This window comes from Nesterenkonia xinjiangensis (assembly GCF_013410745.1).
Classification (GTDB): Bacteria; Actinomycetota; Actinomycetes; order Actinomycetales; family Micrococcaceae; genus Nesterenkonia; species Nesterenkonia xinjiangensis.
In genome coordinates, this window is sequence record NZ_JACCFY010000001.1 from 629,009 (window position 1) to 647,091 (window position 18,083).

General features: G+C 68.5%; 15 protein-coding genes. 4 read left to right on the forward strand and 11 right to left on the reverse strand.

All coding sequences use genetic code 11. The annotated features are described in order from the left end of the window. The first annotated feature begins 81 nt into the window (after positions 1–81). Together HNR09_RS02875 and HNR09_RS02880 are read left to right on the forward strand one after the other, a co-directional pair. A complete protein-coding gene (locus HNR09_RS02875; protein WP_246349079.1) occupies positions 82–864 on the forward strand; it encodes a carbohydrate ABC transporter permease in 783 nt (260 codons plus the stop codon). Between the two features lie 44 nt (positions 865–908). Next, positions 909–2,258: a glycoside hydrolase family 32 protein gene (locus HNR09_RS02880; protein ID WP_179540683.1), complete on the forward strand. Its 1,350-nt coding sequence runs from the start codon at positions 909–911 to the stop codon at positions 2,256–2,258. Here the strand turns inward: HNR09_RS02880 and HNR09_RS02885 are convergent. Then, on the reverse strand, positions 2,221–3,261 hold the full coding sequence (locus HNR09_RS02885; RefSeq protein WP_179540684.1) for a substrate-binding domain-containing protein: 1,041 nt from the start codon (positions 3,259–3,261) through the stop codon (positions 2,221–2,223). The genes HNR09_RS02880 and HNR09_RS02885 overlap by 38 nt on opposite strands. A gap of 80 nt (positions 3,262–3,341) precedes the next feature. After that, positions 3,342–5,453, reverse strand: coding sequence for a PhoX family protein (locus HNR09_RS02890; RefSeq protein WP_246348697.1), 2,112 nt, complete (start codon positions 5,451–5,453; stop codon positions 3,342–3,344). Between the two features lie 256 nt (positions 5,454–5,709). Between HNR09_RS02890 and HNR09_RS02895 the strand changes: the two genes are divergently transcribed. Then, a complete protein-coding gene (locus HNR09_RS02895; RefSeq protein WP_179542977.1) occupies positions 5,710–6,213 on the forward strand; it encodes a Fur family transcriptional regulator in 504 nt (167 codons plus the stop codon). 90 nt (positions 6,214–6,303) lie between these two features. Beyond that, positions 6,304–7,767, forward strand: coding sequence for a catalase (locus HNR09_RS02900; RefSeq protein ID WP_179540685.1), 1,464 nt, complete (start codon positions 6,304–6,306; stop codon positions 7,765–7,767). 157 nt (positions 7,768–7,924) lie between these two features. On the opposite strand, the gene HNR09_RS02905 is transcribed toward HNR09_RS02900, so the two are convergent. The 9 genes from HNR09_RS02905 to HNR09_RS02945 form a co-directional block, all read right to left on the reverse strand. Next, a complete protein-coding gene (locus HNR09_RS02905; RefSeq protein ID WP_179540686.1) occupies positions 7,925–8,239 on the reverse strand; it encodes a hypothetical protein in 315 nt (104 codons plus the stop codon). A gap of 619 nt (positions 8,240–8,858) precedes the next feature. Continuing rightward, positions 8,859–9,065, reverse strand: coding sequence for a hypothetical protein (locus tag HNR09_RS02910; RefSeq protein ID WP_179540687.1), 207 nt, complete (start codon positions 9,063–9,065; stop codon positions 8,859–8,861). A 271-nt stretch (positions 9,066–9,336) separates the two neighbouring features. After that, a complete protein-coding gene (locus HNR09_RS02915; RefSeq protein WP_179540688.1) occupies positions 9,337–10,203 on the reverse strand; it encodes a hypothetical protein in 867 nt (288 codons plus the stop codon). A 61-nt stretch (positions 10,204–10,264) separates the two neighbouring features. Beyond that, on the reverse strand, positions 10,265–11,155 hold the full coding sequence (locus tag HNR09_RS02920; protein ID WP_179540689.1) for a hypothetical protein: 891 nt from the start codon (positions 11,153–11,155) through the stop codon (positions 10,265–10,267). Between the two features lie 170 nt (positions 11,156–11,325). After that, entirely contained in the window at positions 11,326–13,017 is a 1,692-nt protein-coding gene (locus tag HNR09_RS02925; protein WP_179540690.1) for an alpha-amylase family protein, read from the reverse strand. Positions 13,018–13,030: 13 nt separating this feature from the next. Beyond that, a complete protein-coding gene (locus HNR09_RS02930; RefSeq protein ID WP_179540691.1) occupies positions 13,031–14,035 on the reverse strand; it encodes a TIGR03885 family FMN-dependent LLM class oxidoreductase in 1,005 nt (334 codons plus the stop codon). A 2-nt stretch (positions 14,036–14,037) separates the two neighbouring features. Further along, positions 14,038–14,559, reverse strand: a complete 522-nt coding sequence (locus HNR09_RS02935; protein WP_179540692.1) for a gamma carbonic anhydrase family protein — start codon at positions 14,557–14,559, stop codon at positions 14,038–14,040. Positions 14,560–14,631: 72 nt separating this feature from the next. Then, entirely contained in the window at positions 14,632–15,549 is a 918-nt protein-coding gene (locus tag HNR09_RS02940; RefSeq protein WP_179540693.1) for an NAD(P)-dependent oxidoreductase, read from the reverse strand. A 246-nt stretch (positions 15,550–15,795) separates the two neighbouring features. Next, complete coding sequence (locus tag HNR09_RS02945) at positions 15,796–18,018, reverse strand: NADP-dependent isocitrate dehydrogenase (protein ID WP_179542978.1); 2,223 nt, start codon at positions 18,016–18,018, stop codon at positions 15,796–15,798. Positions 18,019–18,083: the final 65 nt, after the last annotated feature.

Consider the following 18,083-nt stretch of genomic DNA (forward strand, 5'->3'; position numbering starts at 1 on the left):
ACCACCCTGCAGCCTGTCACCGACAGACCCCGCCGGCGTCTGCGCCTGCCCTCCCCCTCCCGGACCGCCGCCCTGCTGTTCATGGCCGTGGTAGCCCTCGCCGTGCTCGGACCGGTGATGTGGACGCTGTCCACCTCCCTGCGCGACCCGGCCGAGTCCTTCGACCTGCCCCCGCACTTCCTCCCGCTCAGCCCGGACTTCACGGCCTACCGGGAGGTCTTCACCCAGATCGACGTCACGCGGCTGGTGCTCAACTCGGCCCTGGTCACCGCGCTGATCGCCGCCGGACAGATGCTCACCGCAGCGATGGCCGGCTATGTGTTCGCCCGGATGCGGTTCCGCGGCTCCACCCTGCTCTTCGCCCTGGTGCTGGCCACGATGATGATCCCGGTGCAGGTCACGATCGTGCCGGTCTTCATGCTCATCCGCGGGATGGGGCTGGCCGACACGCTGTTGGCGCTGATCATCCCGGCCGTCCCGACGGCCTTCGGCACCTTCCTGATGCGCCAGTACTTCCTGAACCTGCCCGGCGACTATGCCGAGGCCGCCTCTCTGGACGGCGCCGGGCCCTGGCGGGTGTTCTTCTCCGTCTACCTGCCGCTCTCCGCGCCGGGCATGGCGATCGTGGGCATCCTGGCCTTCAACTACCACTGGAACGAGTTCTTCCGGCCCCTGGTGCTCGTCAACTCCGAGGAGAACTTCACCCTGCCGTTGGGCCTGGTCTCCCTCCAGGGACATCTCGGCACAGGAAGCATCTCCGTGGTGCTGGCCGGCGTCGTGCTCTCGATGATCCCCGCGCTGATCGTCTTCCTCTTCGGCCAGCGCTACCTGCGCGAAGGCCTCACCGCCGGCGCGGGCAAATGAACCAGCCCTTCACCTTCCTCCGACGCCCCTCCCGAAAGGACACGATGACCAGCTCCACCCGCCAGCCCGCCGTCACCTCCCCCGCAACCGCCGGCTCTGCCCAGGATCCGGCCTTCCCGGTGGCGCACCCCCGGCCAGCCCGCGGCTGGCTGAACGACCCCAACGGGCTGTGCCGCGTCAACGGCACATGGCACGTGTTCTTCCAGTTCAATCCGCACTCGGCGCGGCATGAGCACATCCACTGGGGACACCTCTCCTCCCCGGACCTCGTGGAGTGGACCGAGGAGCCCGTGGCGCTGACTCCCAGCCCTGGAGGGCCCGACGTCGCCGGCTGCTGGTCGGGCGTCATGGGCTTCGACGACGGGGCTCCGATCGCCGTCTACAGCGGTGTCCAGGGCATCGAGAACGCCTCCGAGGTGACGCTGGCCCGGGGGTTTGCTGACCTGCGCGAATGGTCGCAGGAGCGTCATGTGGCCGCGCCCATGCCCGAGGATGAGCAGGTCGTCGCAGTGCGCGACCCGTTCCTGGTGACCATCGATGGGCGACGCTGGGCTCTGCAGGGGGCGGGGCTGGCGGACGGCCGGGCCGCGATCCTGCTCTACGACGCCGAAGAGCTGACGGACTGGACGTACCACGGGGTGTGGCTGAGCTCCGATCAGGCGCCGGCAGCCCTGGACGCCGACATCTGGGAGTGCCCCCAGCTGGTCTGGTTGGACGACTCCGCGGTCTGGGTGCTGGTGGTCTCCCGCTGGCATCGCACCGACGACGGCGGCCACGAGCTCGACGACACCCGCGCTCTGCTCCTGGAGGTCGACCTGCCGGACCAGCCGCAGGACCTGCCCCGGCCACGCATTCTCGGCGAGTCCGAGGTGGATACGGGCTCCAGCTTCTACGCACCGCAGGTGCTCGCCGAGCCAGACCGGGCCCTGATGATCGGCTGGGCACGGGAACAGCGCGAACAGCAGGCCTGCGACGAGGCCGGCTGGTCCGGTCTGCTGACCTGGCCGCGTAAGCTGCAGATCCGCGACGGCGCCCTGGTCAGCAGCCCTGCCGCCGAGTGCGAGGGATGGAGGCTCGGGCCTGCCCACCACGACGACGGCGCGGCCGTCCTGCTCCCCGAGGCCTGCGACGTCGTGCTCCCGACCACACCGGAAGGGACTGTGCCGACCGTGGAGCTGCGCACCGCCGGGGACACGGATGCCGAGGCGGGACCTCCGGTCTACTCCGGTCCGGCGTCACGGATCGTGATCGACCGCTCCATCATCGAGATCTTCCGGGCCGACGGCCCCGCCTGCACCCTGCGGGCGTATCCTGCGGCGGACCAGCAGTGGGAGCTGCGCACCGGTGGCGCCCAGCTCAGCTGGTGGGCGCTGCGCCGGTGGAGTCCCGCCTGATCAGCCAGGTCTCGATGAGTTCGGGGACCGCACCCGCTGAGGGCTCACGTGAAGGAGCCGGGATCCCCTCAAGGAGGATCTCCATGGCCCGCCGCCCGATCTGCTGATGCGGCAGGGCCACTGTGGTCAGCGCGGGGACCACCTGGGCGGCCACATGAGCCTGATCGTCCACGCCCACCACGGAGAGGTCCCCCGGGATGTCCACCCCGCGGTGTGCCGCGGCGAGCAGCACCCCCACCGCCGTGCGGTCGTTCGAGGCCAGCACGGCGGTGGGAGCGGCTCCGCCGTCGAGCAGCGCGGAGGCGGCGCGGTAGCCGTCGTCAATGTCCCAGCCGCAGGGCACGACCCGATGCTCCGCCCCGGTGCCGGCCACAGCATCGAGGAAGCCCTCCCGACGGCGCGGGGTCGCCGGAGAGTCCTCGGTGCCGCTGAGCAGAGCGATATCGCGATGCCCCAGGTCGAGCAGGTGACGCACCCCCAGCCGCGAGCCCCCGGCTTCATCGGCGACGACGGCCGGCGCCCGGCCGGAGGCGTCCAGACAGTTGGCGAGCACCGCCGGGGCAGAGAAGAAGTTCTCCGCCGGATCGACGCTCACCAGCCCTCCGGTGGCCAGCATGAGGGCGTCCACGCTGCGGGCGAAGAACACCTTTGCCATCTGTCCGATGCGGGAGTCGTCCCCCGCGGTGTCGGCCACCATGATCATGTAGCCGGCCTCGCGCGCCACGGCGTCGGCTCCGCTGATGATCCCTCCGGCGAAGGGCGAAGTGACGATCTCATCGGTGATCACGCCCACCGTCCGCGTGCTGCGGCTACGCAGCGACTGCCCGACGCTCTGCGGAATGTACCCCAGCTCCTCGACAGCAGCACGGATCTGATCCTGGAGCACCGGAGCCACGTTGCCGTCGGCCCGGCCGTTGAGGACCAGGGAGACCGCGCTGCGCGAGGCGCCGGCGCGGGCGGCCACATCGGCGGCTGTGACCCGTCGGCGTCCCTGTCGCTGCACATCGCCTCCCCGCTGTCCGTTCCCCGGACCAGTCTAGTCGGGGCGGCGGCGGAGCACCGGCAGGGCACCGGCGGCCCGGTTCAGGCCGTGGCGCGTCCGTGCTTCAACTCGTCGCCCGAGTGGACGTCCCCGATGAGCTGCCGCTGCCGAGCGTCGGCGCTGTCCTTCCCCGGTCTGCCCTTGAGCACCTGCACCACGGACGGACGCGGCAGCGCGGACAGCCCGGGCTCCCGATACGCCACATAGTCGGGGAATGCCGAGCGCTGATCAGCCCAGGTGCCGTCCTCGCCAGGATGCTGGACGGCCACGAAGACGGTGCGCTCCTCATCGTGGATCACCGGGCCGCAGGTCTCGGCATCGGCCGGCACTGAGAGAAACTGCTCCACCTTCCCGCGGTTCTCCCCCTCCAGGTGAACTTTGAACAGTCCGTCGCACAGACCGATCCCGCTGGGGGCGCCGTCGGTGGAGATCCACAGGTTCCCCTGAGAGTCGAAGGCCACGTTGTCCGGGCAGGAGATCGGTGAGACCTGGTCCTCCGGGTATCCGCTGAAATAGGCGGCGTCGTCCGTGGAGGGATCGCCGCAGACCAACAGCAGCGTCCAGTCGAAGGCCGTGGAGGCTTGGTCCCCGCGCTCGGTGATCTCGACGATGTGACCGTCGCGGTTCTGCGCCCGCGGGTTGGGCTCGTCGACGTCGGCCGCACCGTCGGTGCCGCGCTGGGAGTTGTTGGTGCAGGCCATGTAGACCTTCCCCGTGTGCGGGTTCGGCTCCACGTCTTCGGGCCGGTCCATCTTCGTGGCCCCGGCGGCGTCGGCGGCCAGCCGCGTGTGGACCAGCACCTCCTCGGCGGTGAAGCCAGCCACCTGCGGCTCCCCGTCGAAAAGCAGCGGCAGCCATTCCCCGGTCCCGTCGAACGCTCCATCGGAGGGCAGGGCGCCGGAACCGTCGATCTCCGACGCGGGAGAGTTCCCGGAGAACTTCGCGACGTAGAGGTCGCCCGAGGTCAGCAGAGTCTTGTTATGCTCCCGGTCCCCGTCGACGTAAGTCCCGTGGGAGACGAACTTGTACAGGTAGTCGAAACGCTCGTCATCCCCGGCGTAGGCCACCGCATGCCCGGACCCGGAGAGGATGACGTTGGCGCCCTCATGCTTGAAACGGCCCAGGCTGGTGTGCTTGACCGGCGTGGACTCGGGGTCCCATGGGTCCACCTCCACGATCCAGCCGAAACGGTTCTTCTCGTTCTCATAGCCGGGGTTCCGGGTGTCGAAGCGGGGCTCGTCCTGCTCCCAGCCGCGGACCGTGGGCTCGGCGTCGATTCCGTACCGACGGTCGGCATCTGAGGTGCCCTCAGAGACGAAGTACCCGTGGAAGTTCTCCTCCCCGGAGAGGAAGGTCCCCCACGGGGTGAGTCCTCCGGCACAGTTGTTGAGCGTGCCGCGGACCGTGCGCCCCTCCGGGTCATCGGCGGTGGCCAGCAGCTCCGAACCGGCCGCAGGTCCGGTGAACGCGAACTCGGTGTCCAGCAGGAAGCGGCGGTTGCGCGCGCCCTCGACGTCGACCCGCCAGGCGTGGTTCCGGTTCTTCCGAGTGACCTCGACGATGCTCATCCCATGCGCGGCCATGCCCACGGCCCGGCGGACGGCGTCGTCGGTGCCGTCGGGGAACATGATGTCCTCATTGGTGTACTCGTGGTTGGAGAACAGCACAGCCCGGCGGCCCTTCGACCCGGGGACCTCCACGATCTCCAGGTAGTCGTTGTTGTACCCGAACTGCTTCGCCTGGGCCTCGGCGGTCTGGTTCTCCACATCGAACTCCGGGGCGTCAGGGAAGACCCTGTCGCCCCACCCGATGATCGGCTCCCAGGTGTACCCCTCGGGCACGATCAGACCGTCGACGTCGTGATGGACGGGATTGATCGGGGAGAACCTCAGCTTCGAGCCGGTCGCCGCCGCCGCAGGGGCGGGGCCCGTGCCGGCGGCAGCTCCCACCGCGAGGGCCAGCGCACCCGCCGCCGAGGCCCCGAGGAGCTGGCGTCGGGTCAGTGCCGCAGAGGCCACCTCGCGGAACGTCTCATTGCCGGAGGTGTTGCACACCTCCCCGGCACAGGCGTTGGCGCATTTCAAGGCGCAGGTGACGGCACTGCGCTTGCCGCGGACGTGGCCGAGCATGGGCAGCATCTCCCGGACGGGCATCGTGGTGCTTCCTCTCACAGACGTGGGGCAGAACGCCTTCACGATTCCAGGGGCAGGAAGCGCCGGTGAGACGACCTGGTGAACTCCCGGCGACGTTCGCGCGACATCGCGCTGACGTGGGATGCTCCTTCATGAGCTTCGGGACGAGCCGGTTCGGAGCGTCCCGCACGCGGTGTGGTCAGCGCGAGCCCTCAACTCGGCACGCCGAGTTATTGTGAATCACTCAGATCTAGGGCAGACTGGTCTCGTGAGCACGATGACCGACTGGCCCTCCCAGCTGCGCGAACGCGGACTGCGCGTCACCCGCCAGCGCCTGGCCGTGCTCGAGGCCGTGGCTCAGGACCCGCACCGTCCCGCTGAGGCGATCCACTCGCGGGTCACCGAACAGCTGCCTGAGATCACGGTGCAGTCGGTCTACACGGTGCTCCACGACCTCACCGCACGGGAGTTGCTGCGCCGCTTCGACCCTCCCGGCTCCCCGGCCTGCTACGAGACTCGCACCCACGACAACCACCACCACGCCATCTGCACCGCCTGCGGGCGCATCGAGGACGTCGAGTGCGTCCACGGCGAGGCACCCTGTCTGCAGACTCCGGCCGGACTGGGGATGACCGTGGAGGTCGCCGACGTCGTCTTCCGCGGGATCTGCGACGACTGCGCAGCGGCCCGCGCTCAAGGCGGAGCCGGAGAGCAGCAGTCGGCGCCCGACGCCTCCCCGGAGGGAACCCCCGCCTCCCGAGAGACCGCCTCCGCCCGTTGACCCGCGCGTCCGGCCGCCCTGCGGACCAGCCGCGCCACCACGACCTACCGCATCCGAGAACCACCCAAGTAAGAAGAGAAAGGGACAGTCATGACCACTGGCAACACCCCGCACGCCACCGGGTCGACGACCCAGGCCGGCATCCCGGCAGTGAGCGACCGTCATTCCCTCAGCGTGGGCCCCGATGGTCCGCTGCTGCTGCACGACCACCACCTGATCGAAACGCTGGCGCACTTCAACCGGATGAACGTGCCGGAGCGTCGCCCCCACGCCAAGGGCGCCGGCGCCTTCGGCACCTTCGAGGTGACCGAGGACGTCTCCCAGTACACCAAGGCCGACCTCTTCCAGCCCGGCCGCACCACCGAGACCCTGCTGCGCTTCTCCACCGTGGCCGGTGAGCTCGGCTCCCCGGACACCTGGCGCGACGTCCGCGGCTTCGCGCTGAAGTTCTACACCGAAGAGGGCAACTTCGACCTCGTCGGCAACAACACCCCGGTGTTCTTCGTCCGCGACCCCATGAAGTTCCCGCACTTCATCCGCTCCCAGAAGCGCCTCCCGGACTCCGGACTGCGTGACGGCCACATGCAGTGGGACTTCTGGACCCAGAACCCGGAGTCGGCACACCAGGTCACCTACCTGATGGGCGACCGCGGCCTGCCGGCCTCCTGGCGCCGCATGAACGGCTATGGCTCCCACACCTACCAGTGGAACAACGAGGCCGGCGAGCGCTTCTGGGTGAAGTACCACTTCCTCAACGACGCCGGCTTCGACACCATGACCAACGAAGAGGCAGAGAAGCTGGCCGGTGCGGACGCCGACTTCCACCGTCGCGACCTGTTCGATGCCATCGCCCGCGGCGAGCACCCCACCTGGACCCTCTACGTCCAGGTCATGCCGTACGAGGACGCCAAGACCTACAAGATCAACCCCTTCGACCTGACGAAGATCTGGCCTCAGGCGGACTACCCGCGCATCAAGGTCGGCACGCTGACCCTGAACCGCAACCCGCGGAACTTCTTCGCGGAGATCGAGCAGGCCGCGTTCTCTCCCGCCAACATGGTCCCGGGCACCGGCAACTCGCCGGACAAGATGCTGCTGGGCCGCAACTTCGCCTACGCGGACGCTCACCGCTACCGCATCGGTACCAACTTCCAGCAGCTGCCGGTCAACCGTCCGAAGAACGAGGTCCACTCCTACAACTTCGAGGGCAACATGTGGTACGACCACAGCGGCGACAAGCCGGTCTACGCCCCGAACACGGTGGAGGGTTCGACCTGGTCCGACGAACAGGGCCCGGTGGACAACGGCTGGGAGGCCGACGGCGAGCTGGTCCGCTCCGCCTACACCCTGCGCGAGCAGGACGACGACTTCACCCAGCCCGGCGTCCTGGTCCGCGAGGTCTTCGACGACGCCGCCCGCGACCGTCTGGTCGAGACCGTCTCCGGCGCCCTCGACGGCGTCCGCGAGCCCGTGCTCTCGAACGCCTTCCAGTACTGGAAGAACGTCGACGCCGAGGTCGGTCAGCGCATCGAGGACGCCGTCAAGAACGGCTGATCCGCACTGATCCACGCTGATCCGCATCGCGCGGATCGTGCGCTGAGCAGTCCCGCACACAGCAGGAGGCCCCTCCCCCGGCATGATGCCGGCGGAGGGGCCTCCTGTCTGTGAGGAGGGCGCGTCACGCAGACCGCGTCGCACCCGCCGAGTGGGATCAGCCCTCCAGGCCGTCCTCCTCCTCAGCACCCTCGTCCTCGAGTCCACCCTCGGTGTCCTCGTCAGCGGGGTCATCCTCGAAGCCGGGGTCCTCCTCAGCCGGGTCCTCCTCCGGGAGGCCCTCGTCGGCCGGGTCCTCCTCCGGAGCACCCTCGTCAGCCGGGTCCTCCTCCGGAGCACCCTCCTCCTCGACCGGAGCGTCCTCGGGTGCCTCACCCTCGGTGTCGCAGGCAGTGATGCCGAACAGAGCCAGCGAGCCGACTCCGACCGCAGCGGCCAGGGAACGAAGCTTGTTTGCGTCGGTTGCAGCCATGATGTGCACCTCCGTGATCACGCATCGCATGTGATGCTCCGCGGACTCTCCGCGATTCTCTTCTCGGCCGCCCGGCAGGTGATCCGCAGCTGCGAACCGCAGTGCCGATCCGGACGGCTTGAGACCATCATGGACATATCCGAGGGGCTCCACGAAAGTTGAGAGCGGCCTTTCCGGGGGACTCAGGGGAAGCTCTTACGAAGCATTGAGCACTTACACATGTTCGGCCGACTCTCTGATCAGATGCTGGACGAAGCAGCGATGTTCTGTCCAGGCCCGCTGGGAGACCCCTCCCCGCTTCCCGGCCGCGACAGGGCCCGCGCCCGCTCACTCCGCAGGGCTCGGCGCAGCACCACCAGGGCGAGAGCCCACTCCGAGGAGGGGCGGACCAGACGCCGGCACGGCGCTGCGTGGCCAGGTACGCGTGGCCCGGTGCTGGCGGCCCGGTGCTGGCGGCCCGGCACACACAGATCGGCCCCGGCGGTTTGCACCGCCGGGGCCGTTCTTGGCCATCAGGGACGATCCGTGAAGATCAACCTGCAGCCATCGTCGTAACAGAAGAGGCCTGTGGGAAGCCGGAGCTTCCGAAGGGACCTCGATCGTCAGAGGAGACGAGGGATCAGCCCTCCTCTTCCTCCTCCATCGGGTCCTCCTCGGCCGGGTCCTCAGCCGGGTCCTCTTCCATACCCTCTTCTTCCTCGACCGCCGGGTCCTCTTCGCCGGTGTCCCCATTGGTGTCGCAGGCAGTCACGCCGAACAACGCCAGGGAACCGACACCGAGTGCGGCAGCCAGAGAGCGAAGCTTGTTGTCGTCGGTGGTAACCATAGGATCAGTACCTCCGTCCAGGTGCATCGTTGATGCATCGCGGTCTTTCCGCTGGTCACCTGATCTGACCGTTCATCGGCAGTCCCCTGCCTCGACCAGATGACTCATGTCCATTCTCACCACACCTGTTCCCTGAAAGGAAGCTCTACAAATGCTTTCTCCCGATACTATGAGGAAGCTCACATGAAGTGTTCAGGTTGCCGCGTGGATCACGCTCTACCTGGATGGGAGCTGGACGCGAACTCCTCGGACAGACTCACCGAGGACCCGCTCAGCTCAGGAGCTCCTCGATGTCCTGGACCGTGAGGATGTCCTCGTCCGCAGGACGTTCCGGCTCCTCAGCCTCGTTCCAGTCGCTGAACCGGACGTCGAAGTGGCCGGTTTCGTCCTCGGCCTGGACGGAGAGCAGCACCGGCTCCTCCCCAGCCCGTACGACGACCTCCCGGCCATCGCCCGTGTAGACCCAGACCTCCTCGCCGTCCCGGGTCTCCGCCGCTGCCTCGAGCTCATCGAAGCCGCCGCCGGACTCCAGGCTCTCGCGAAACTCATCCAGCCACTCGGTGATCGTGAAGCCCTCGGGAAAGATCTCCGAGTAGTCCACCCACCGGCCCGCGAACTCGTCCTCCAGCTCGTCCTCATCGATCTCACCGGGAAACTGCTCCGCGACGGCACGCAGCTCGTCCTCACCGCGCAGGTACGTGGCGTCCTCGAAGGTGATGTACTCGGCCTGGGCTGCGTCGGACTCCTCCCGCATGGTCAGCGCTGAGCCGTCCACCTGCCCCGAGTAGTGCTGGGTGATGGTGCCGGTGTCCTCGATGTCGACCTCACCCTCGACCTCGTCGGCATCAGAGGGCACCTCGGCATCGAGGACCACCGACTCGGCCCGATCCATCGTGTCCCACAGCTGGGACTCGATCTCTGAGATCTCCGGGGCCTCGTCGTCCGGCTCCTCCTCAGCGATCTCGTCAGGCTCGTCACCCTGATCCTCGGCGCCGTCCGGGTCGACGTCCTCCTGCGCCGCATCCTCCGGCTGATCATCGTCGGGCGCACAGGCGGTCAGCGTCAACACGGCGATTCCTGCGATGCCGAGCATCTTCGTCGGCAGCGGGGCCGGCCGGGTCTCCAGTTCCTCAGTCACGTGGTGCCTCCTTCAGACGGTCCGTCCTCTTCCGTTCCGCCGCGCGACAGGCGCGGCTCCATCAGCCCTGCTCGACGTCCTCGACGTCCTCGGCGTCGTCGACCTCGTCGTCGGGACCGTCCCCGGTCTCCTGGTCGGTCGGCCAGCCCTGCTGTTCGGCGATGGCATCGAAGATGTCGTCCAGAGTGATGACGTTCTCAGGCTCATCCGGAGTCTCCGTGGAGTTCCAGTCGGCGAAGGTGTAGCTGCTGTCCTCGTCACGCAGCTGCAGCAGGTGCGGCTGCCCGTCGGCGGCCACCACGTACTCCGCCTCGCCGTCCTCTTCCGCGTAGACGTAGACCTCCTGGCCGTCCCGAGTCTCCCGGGCACCGGCGACGTCGTCGAGGTCGGCCTCCCGGAGCTCGCGCTGCCAGATGGTCAGGAAGTCCTCGGCGGAGAAGATCGAGGCGGAGCCGTCGGCGGAGAACTCCACCCACTGGTCCGCCACCAGCTCATCGATGAACCCCGGCTCGACCGCCGCGGCCACATCCTCGTCGAGCTCGCTGTAGAGCAGGGCTCCGAAGTCCTCGCCCCGGAAGTACTCGACGCCGTCGACCATCCGCTGGGTGAAGGTGTTCCCCTCACCGGCGGCGTAGCTCATCTCCGAATCAGATCCGTCCAGCGCCCCGGTGATGGTGATGTCTCCGACGGTGTCCTCGTCGATCTCGTCGAAGAGCTCATCCAGGTCCGCCTCGCCGGCCTCGACCTGACCCTCGATGGTGACGGTCTCGGCCGCGAGCATCGTCTCCCACATCTGATCCTGGATCTCGGCGAAGCTGGGGACCTCGGCCTCAGAGGCGGTGCCGGGGTCAGGGGCGTCCTGACCATCGTCGGAGAACGGGTTCGACCCGCAGGAGGCGAGCATCAGCGTCCCGGCGATCGCCAGGCCGGTCAGCGCAGTGGGCTTCATCATCAGGGCCTCTCAGCAGCTGGGGCAGGTGCGGACGTCTCGCCCGACCTCAGGGCAGGGTAATCCGGAGCGTGACTATACTGACGGATCCTGACGGCCGCCTCAATGTGAGCTGGACGCGTGTCATCGGATCCGCTCAACCCGGCACCCCGTGGGCGGCTCCGAAAGGCCTGTCACACCAGCCGGGCATCACCCTCGCGCCGAACGCGCAGCCAGCGGTACCCATAGGCGTCCAGCCCGATCTCCGTGTGCCCGGCGGCATCGAGCGTGCAGGTGCCGGGCTGCAGCAGGTCCACCAGCTCGGCGCCCTCCTCCAGATCATCCAGCTCGAATCCGACGAGGGCGGGCTCCGGCGCCAGATTGTGCAGCAGCACCATCGCTGATCCTCGCCAGGTCATCCTGTGCACCAGCACCTGGTGGTGCGGCTGCTCGATGACCTCCACCTCGCCCCAGCCCAGCTCGGGTGACTCCCGGTATCGCTGACAGAGCCTGGTGACGTGCTGCAGCAGAGAATCCTCGTCACGCCGCGCAGCTGCCGCGTTGACATGCTCGGGGCCATAAGGGCCCTCCACCAAGGGCCGAGGAAGACGACTGGGACGGGCGGCGGAGAATCCGCCGTTCTTCTCCGCCGACCACTGCATCGGAGTCCGGACCGCGGCGCGGCCCTCCAGGTCCAGCCGCTCCCCCATGCCGATCTCCTCACCGTAGAACATCACCGGGGTGCCGGGCAGGGCGAAGAGCAGCGAGTAGGCCATCTTGAGCCGACGCGGATCACCGTCCACCATCGGCGGCAGCCGCCGCTTCAGGCCACGGCCGAAGAGCTGCATCTCCTCCTCGGGTCCGAACTCCGCGAAGATCTCCTCCCGCTCGGAATCGCTGAGCAGGTCTAAGGTGAGTTCGTCGTGGTTGCGCAAGAAGTTCGCGTACTGGCAGGTCTCGGGCAGCCCACCGGGCCGGGCGCGCAGCGCCTCGGCGATCGGCCGGGCGTCCTGTCGAGCCATCGCCAAGAACGTCTTCTGGTTGGTGAGGAAGTCGAACTGCATGGTCAGCTGATCGCCGGCCTCACCCCCGAAGAAGTCCACCTGCTCCGCATGCGGCAGGTTCACCTCACCGAGCATGATGCCGGCGCCGTTTCCGGAGGAGCGCCGCTGCAGGAACCCGCGCAGCGACCGCAGATAGTCATGCGGCTCATCGAAGTCGCGATGCTCCCGGAGGCCGATGGTGTTCTCATTCAGCGCGAACGGCACCGCATCCACACGGAACCCGTCCACTCCCATCTGCAGCCAGAAGCCCATGGTCCGTTCGATGGCCTCCCGCACCTGCGGATTGGCGGTGTTCAAGTCCGGCTGGTGGCTGAAGAAGTGGTGCAGGTAGTGCTCGCCCGTCTTCTCGTCGTAGCTCCAGATGCCGTCCTCGACGTCGGGGAACATGGTCTGGTCCGAGGTGTCCGGCGGGGTGTCGGAGCGCCACACGTAGAAGTCCCGGTACGGGCTGTCCCGCGAAGAGCGGGACCGCCGGAACCAGGGATGTCTCTCCGAGGTGTGATTGATGACCAGGTCGATGATCACGCGGATTCCGCGATCATGGGCCACCCGGACGAACTCGACGACGTCGCCGTGGTCTCCGTAGCGCTGGTCCACCCCGTACATGTCCTGGACGTCGTAGCCGTCATCGAGCCGGGGTGAGGGGTAGAACGGCATGAGCCACAGGCAGGTGACCCCCACCTCGGCGAGGTAGTCGACGCGCTGGGTCAGGCCGGCGAAGTCCCCCACGCCGTCTCCGTCGGAGTCCAGGAACGTCGCCACGTCCAGGCAGTACACGACGGCGTTCTTGTACCAGAGGTCGGCGGTGTCAGCGATGCGCATGGGTGATCCTCCTTCAGCGGGTCCGCAGTGCCGGCAAGACGTGTTCGCCGGCGACCTCGAGCCAGGGCCGCTGCTCCTGGCCCACATGATGCAGATAGAGCGCCTCGAAGCCGGCCTCGAGGTCTTCGGCGAGATGCTCGACGTGCGCCTGCGGCGAGTCAGAGGTCCGCACCGCGTCCAGCACCCGGTGCAGCGAGACCTCCTCAGCGGCGCTGTCGAAATGCTCCGCAGTGGGCATGTCCTGGTCCAGCGGCGGGCCGAAGACATTGGTCCGCCACTGATCGTGGGCGATCTCCTCGGCCTGCCCCCGGGTGGGAGCCCAGGAGAGGTGGACCTGCAGCATCACCGGGCCGGAGCCGCCGGCCTCACGGTAGGCCGCCAGCACGTCCCGTTCGGCGTGTCCCGGCTGATTGAGCGTGATCATGCCCTCCGCCCACGCGGCGGCACGTCGGGCGGACTCCGGGGTGATGCAGGCGGCGTAGAGCGGGACCGGGCGCTCGGGCAGGTCGTAGAGGACGGCGTCGTCCACGCTCACCAGGCCTTCGTGGGTGACCCGTTCACCGCGGTGCAGGCGTCTGATGACGTCCACGCACTCCTCCAGCCGACGTCGGCGGGTCTCCAGATCCGGCCAGCGATCCCCGGTGATGTGCTCGTTCATCGCCTGGCCGGCGCCCAGCGCCGTCCACACCCGTCCGGGGAACATCTCCCCCAGGGTGGCGTAGGCCTGGGCGACGACGGCGGGATGGTACCGCTGGCCGGGGGCGTTGACCGCGCCGATCGGATACTCGGTGGAGGCCAGCGCGGCGCCCAGCCAGGACAGCGTGAAGCCGGAGTGGCCCTGCCGTGCCGACCATGGCATGAAGTGATCCGAGCTCATGGCGCCGTCGAAGCCGACCTGTTCGGCCAGCTGCACGTCACGCAGCAGCTGGGAGGGAGCGATCTGCTCCTGAGAGGCATGGAAGCCCAGGCGGGGGACGCCCTCGTCCCCGGCGGAGCGGGCGGGAGCGGAGGTGCTCATGGTCAGGCCGGCTCGGCGTGGCTGTGGGCGTCCTTCAGACCCAGGTAGATCTCCGCGTTCTTCGCCAGGCCGGAGACCTCCTCGTCGGTGAGCTCGCGGCGCACCTTGGCCGGGACGCCGGCGACCAGAGAACGCGGAGGGATCACCGTCCCCTCCAGCACGAGGGCTCCTGCGGCCACCAGGCTCTGCTCCCCGATGACGGCTCCGTTCAGCAGCGTCGCCCCCATGCCGATCAGGCTGTCGGCGCCGACCGTGGAGCCGTGCACCACGGCGCCGTGGCCCACTGAGACGCCCGCGCCCAGAGTGCAGGGGAAGCCCTCGTCGGCGTGGAGGACCACGTTGTCCTGCAGGTTGGTGCCGGCGCCGACGGTGATCCGGGCGGAGTCACCGCGCACCGACACGCCGTAGAAGGCCGAGGAGTCAGGTTCCATGAGGACGTCGCCGGTGATCGCCGCGGTCGGGGCGAGGAAGACGCCGGCCCCGATGGAGGGCGTCCTGCCCTTCACGGTGAGGATATGTGCCATGTTCCGGTCCTCTCTGATCGGATGGTCGGTGCAGGGGGTCCGCTGAGCCGTGAGCGGGCCGGCGCCGCGAGCTCAGTACCCCTGGGCCGGGTCGACGACGCCGACCGGCGGCTCGCCGTCGCGCAGGCGGCGGTGGTTCTCCAGGATGCGCTCACGCAGCAGCGGGACCACCATCGCCTTGGTGTCAGCAGTGTGAGGGGTGATCAGGCAGTTCTCCAGCTCCCAGAGGGGGTGCCCCTCGGGAAGCGGCTCCGGCTCGGTGACGTCGAGCCCGGCACCGCGGAGCTTGCCGCTGCGCAGCGCATCCACCAGGGCGTCATGATCGATCAGCCTGCCGCGCCCGACGTTCGAGACCACTGCGCCGTCCGCCAGCAGTGCCAGCTGCTCGGCGCCGATCATCTTCTCCGTGGCCGGAGTGACCGCGGCGGCCAGGGCGAGGACGTCGGCGCCCTCGAGCGCCTCCTCCAGTCGGTCCTGGGACACGGTCCGATCCGCTCCCTCGAGGGGGGTCTCGGTGCGGCGAACCACGGTGACATGAGTGTCGAAGGCCTTGTAGAGGCGCACCATCTCGGCGGCCACTCCCCCGGCTCCGAGGACCACGCAGCGCAGCCCGTTCAGCGAGATGCCGCCTTCGTCGCCCCAGCTGGTCGCCTTCGCCCGGGCCTTCAGCCCACGCAGCGCCGCCAGGGTCAGCAGGAGTCCATGCTCACCGACCGGCGCGGCATAGGAGCCCTTGGCCGAGGTCCAGAGTCGTTCCGGGAAGCGGCGAAGGATCTGCCCGTACTTCTCGATCCCGGCGCTGGGGAGCTGCACCCACTCGACCTGGGGGTTCTGCTCGAGGACCTCCTCGAGGTTGAAGCTCTTGAACATGCCGGTCACCACGACGCCGGTGGGGCGCTCGTCCGCCCCGACGACGTCGGCGCCCTGAGCCTCCAGTCCGGAGACGAGCTCCTGCTCCCCCTCGGGAAGGATGTGGATGCGTGATGTCACGAGGACTCCGATCAGTTGACTGCCCGCGCCGGCACCCCAGGGGCCGGTGCGGCGGAATGTGCTGCAGAGCACCATCCTACGGGGATCCCACCTGCTGCGCCGGAGAGGTGACGGGGACGATGCCCCGTGCAGGCACGGCCCCGGTCCATGCACGAAGGGCCCGGGCTCCCGCACGGGAGACCGGACCCTTCATGGATCAGCCGTGGACTACGGCGTCCTCGACTGAGACGCCTCAGCTGAGGCTCATCAGCCCTTGATCCCGTCGACGATGCCGTTCAGCGTGGCCGAGGGGCGCAGCGCCACAGCGGCCTTCGCGTCGTCGGGGCGGTAGTAGCCGTCCAGCTCCACCGATTGGCCCTGCACACCGTTGAGCTCGGCGAGGATGGACTCCTCCTGCGCCACGAGCTGCTCGGCCACCGGCCCGAAGACCTGCGCCAGGCCGGCGTCCTCCGTCTGCTCGGCCAGCTCCTTGGCCCAGTACTGGGCCAGGTAGAAGTGCGAGCCGCGGTTGTCGATGGTGCCCAGCTTCCGCCCCGGGGAGCGGTTCTCCATCAGGAAGGTCGCCGTGGCACGGTCCAGGGCAGATGCCAGCACCTTCGCCCGCGGGGCGTCCGCCTGCTCGGCGTACTTCTCCAGCGAGGGGACCAGGGCGAAGAACTCACCCAGGGAGTCCCAGCGCAGGTAGTTCTGCTGGACCAGCTGCTGGACGTGCTTGGGCGCTGAGCCGCCGGCACCGGTCTCGAAGAGACCGCCGCCTGCCATCAGCGGGACGATGGAGAGCATCTTCGCAGAGGTGCCCAGCTCGAGGATCGGGAACAGATCGGTCAGGTAGTCCCGCAGCACGTTTCCGGTCACCGAGATGGTGTCCTCTCCGCGGCGGATGCGCTCCAGGGAGAGCGTGGTGGCCTCCACCGGGTTCATGATGCGGATGTCCAGGCCCTCGGTGTCGTGGTCAGCCAGGTAGGCCTCCACCTTGGTGATCAGGTTGGCATCGTGGGCGCGCTCGGCGTCCAGCCAGAACACCGCGGGCGCGCCGGTCTCACGGGCGCGGGAGACCGCCAGCTTGACCCAGTCCTGGATCGGGGCGTCCTTGGTCTGGCAGGCGCGCCAGATGTCACCGGCCTCGACCTGGTGCTCCAGAAGCACCGCCCCGGCGGCGTCGAGCACCTGGACGGTGCCCGGCTGAGAGATCTCGAAGGTCTTGTCGTGGGAGCCGTACTCCTCGGCCTTCTGCGCCATCAGGCCGACGTTCGGCACCGTGCCCATGGTGGCGGGGTCCAGGGTGCCGTGGGTGCGGCAGTCGTCGATCGCCGCCTGGTACACCCCCGCGTAGGAGGAGTCCGGGATGACCGCGAGGGTGTCGTCCTCCTCGCCCTTCGGGCCCCACATGTGGCCGCCGTTGCGGATCATCGCCGGCATCGAGGCGTCGACGATGACATCCGAGGGCACGTGCAGGTTGGTGATGCCCCGGTCCGAATCGACCATCGCCAGACGCGGACCCTCAGCCAGCGCCTTCTCGATCTCGGCCTTCACCCCGTCTGCGACCTCCGCAGCGAGGTCCTCGACGCCGGAGAGGATGGAGGCCAGGCCGTCGTTGGCGGACAGGCCGGCCTCGGCCAGCTCGTCACCGTAGGCGGCGAACAGCTCCGGGAAGTAGGCCTTGACGATGTGGCCGAAGATGATCGGGTCGGAGACCTTCATCATGGTGGCCTTCAGGTGGGCGGAGAACAGCACGCCCTCCTCCTTGGCCCGGGCCACCTGGGCGGCCAGGAACTCGTCCAGCGCGGCCGCGCGCATCACGGTGGCGTCGAGGACCTCGCCGGCCTGGACAGGCAGCTCCTCCAGGAGCACCACGGTCTCACCGGACTCGGTGACCAGCTGGATCCTGCAGGTGTCCTCGGACTCCAGCACCACGGACTTCTCGTTGGAGGCGAAGTCATCCCGCCCCATGGTGGCCACGTTGGTCTTCGACTCCGGGGTCCATGCGCCCATGCGGTGCGGGTTGGCCCGCACATAGGCCTTCACCGACTCCGGAGCACGACGATCGGAGTTTCCTTCACGCAGCACCGGGTTCACCGCGGAGCCCTTCACCCGGTCGTAGCGGGCGCGGATCTCCTTCTCCTCCTCGGTGGAGGGGGACTCCGGGTAGTCCGGCAGGGCGTAGCCCTGGGACTGCAGCTCCGCGACGGCCGCCTTCAGCTGCGGCACCGAGGCGGAGATGTTGGGAAGCTTGATGATGTTGGCCTCAGGGGTCTTGGCCAGCTCACCCAGCTCGGCCAGCGCATCGGATTCGCGCTGCTCCTCGTCGAGGTGGTCGGGGAACTGGGAGATGATGCGGCCGGCGAGCGAGATGTCCCGGGTCTCCACCTCCACCCCTGCGGTCGAGGCGAAGGCCTCCACGATGGGTTTGAACGAATAGGTCGCCAGCATCGGCGCTTCGTCGGTGTGGGTGTAGATGATCTTGGCCATCGGCGCGTGATCTCCCTCGAGGTCTGTGGTCAGGGTCAACGGTCCAAATCTACCGGAGTGCGGGC